The organism is Lentibacillus halophilus (genome assembly GCF_039522485.1).
Lineage (GTDB): Bacteria > Bacillota > Bacilli > Bacillales > Amphibacillaceae > Lentibacillus > Lentibacillus halophilus.
In genome coordinates this window covers 1-937 of sequence record NZ_BAAADM010000019.1, presented here as the reverse complement: position 1 = coordinate 937, position 937 = coordinate 1, and the positions used below count along the sequence as shown (strand labels likewise).

The 937-nt window shown below is 55.2% G+C and carries 9 tRNA genes; all 9 read right to left on the bottom strand.

The features are described from left to right. Positions 1-81: 81 nt before the first annotated feature. Positions 82-157: transfer RNA gene (locus tag ABDZ72_RS04025), tRNA-Ala, on the bottom strand. 5 nt (positions 158-162) lie between these two features. Next, positions 163-239 (bottom strand) — tRNA-Pro (locus tag ABDZ72_RS04020). A gap of 5 nt (positions 240-244) precedes the next feature. After that, a tRNA-Arg gene (locus tag ABDZ72_RS04015) sits at positions 245-321 on the bottom strand. Positions 322-327: 6 nt separating this feature from the next. After that, positions 328-415 (bottom strand) — tRNA-Leu (locus ABDZ72_RS04010). Between the two features lie 22 nt (positions 416-437). Next, positions 438-512 (bottom strand) — tRNA-Gly (locus tag ABDZ72_RS04005). 16 nt (positions 513-528) lie between these two features. After that, positions 529-610, bottom strand: a tRNA-Leu gene (locus ABDZ72_RS04000). A 6-nt stretch (positions 611-616) separates the two neighbouring features. Beyond that, positions 617-689, bottom strand: a tRNA-Lys gene (locus tag ABDZ72_RS03995). Positions 690-695: 6 nt separating this feature from the next. Further along, positions 696-771 (bottom strand) — tRNA-Thr (locus tag ABDZ72_RS03990). A 10-nt stretch (positions 772-781) separates the two neighbouring features. Continuing rightward, positions 782-857, bottom strand: a tRNA-Val gene (locus tag ABDZ72_RS03985). Positions 858-937 lie beyond the last annotated feature (80 nt).

Below are 937 nucleotides of genomic sequence, written 5' to 3'. Positions count from 1 at the left end.
GTTTTCCGACTTCCTGCCTCTGACATCCAACTGTCATACTGGCTGTTTTGTTCAGTTTTCAAGGAGCAACTTTATTACATATGGTGGAGCCTAGCGGGATCGAACCGCTGACCTCCTGCGTGCAAAGCAGGCGCTCTCCCGGCTGAGCTAAGGCCCCAAAACTGGTCGGGAAGACAGGATTTGAACCTGCGACCCCATGGTCCCAAACCATGTGCTCTGCCAAGCTGAGCTACTTCCCGTGATATGGTGCGCCCGAGAGGAGTCGAACCCCTAGCCTTCTGATCCGTAGTCAGACGCTCTGTCCAATTGAGCTACGGGCGCCTATGATGCCGAGGGCCGGACTCGAACCGGCACGGTAGTACGACCTACCGCAGGATTTTAAGTCCTGTGCGTCTGCCAATTCCGCCACCCCGGCGCGGTTTTTACTTGGCATTTTTTGGAGCGGAAGACGGGATTCGAACCCGCGACCCCCACCTTGGCAAGGTGGTGTTCTACCACTGAACTACTTCCGCAGACATATTTATGAAATGCGGGCGGAGGGACTTGAACCCTCACGTCGAAAGACACTAGATCCTAAATCTAGCGCGTCTGCCGATTCCGCCACACCCGCATAAAGTGAGCCATGGAGGATTCGAACCTCCGACCCTCTGATTAAAAGTCAGATGCTCTACCAACTGAGCTAATGGCTCAATAGATGGTGCCGGCCAGAGGACTCGAACCCCCAACCTACTGATTACAAGTCAGTTGCTCTGCCAGTTGAGCTAGGCCGGCATGTGATAAATGGTGGAGGATGCAGGGATCGAACCTGCGACCCCTTGCTTGTAAGGCAAGTGCTCTCCCGGCTGAGCTAATCCTCCGTCATAAATGCTATGCCTGGCGGTGTCCTACTCTCGCGGGGGCAAAGCCCCAACTACCATCGGCGCTGGAGAGCTTAACG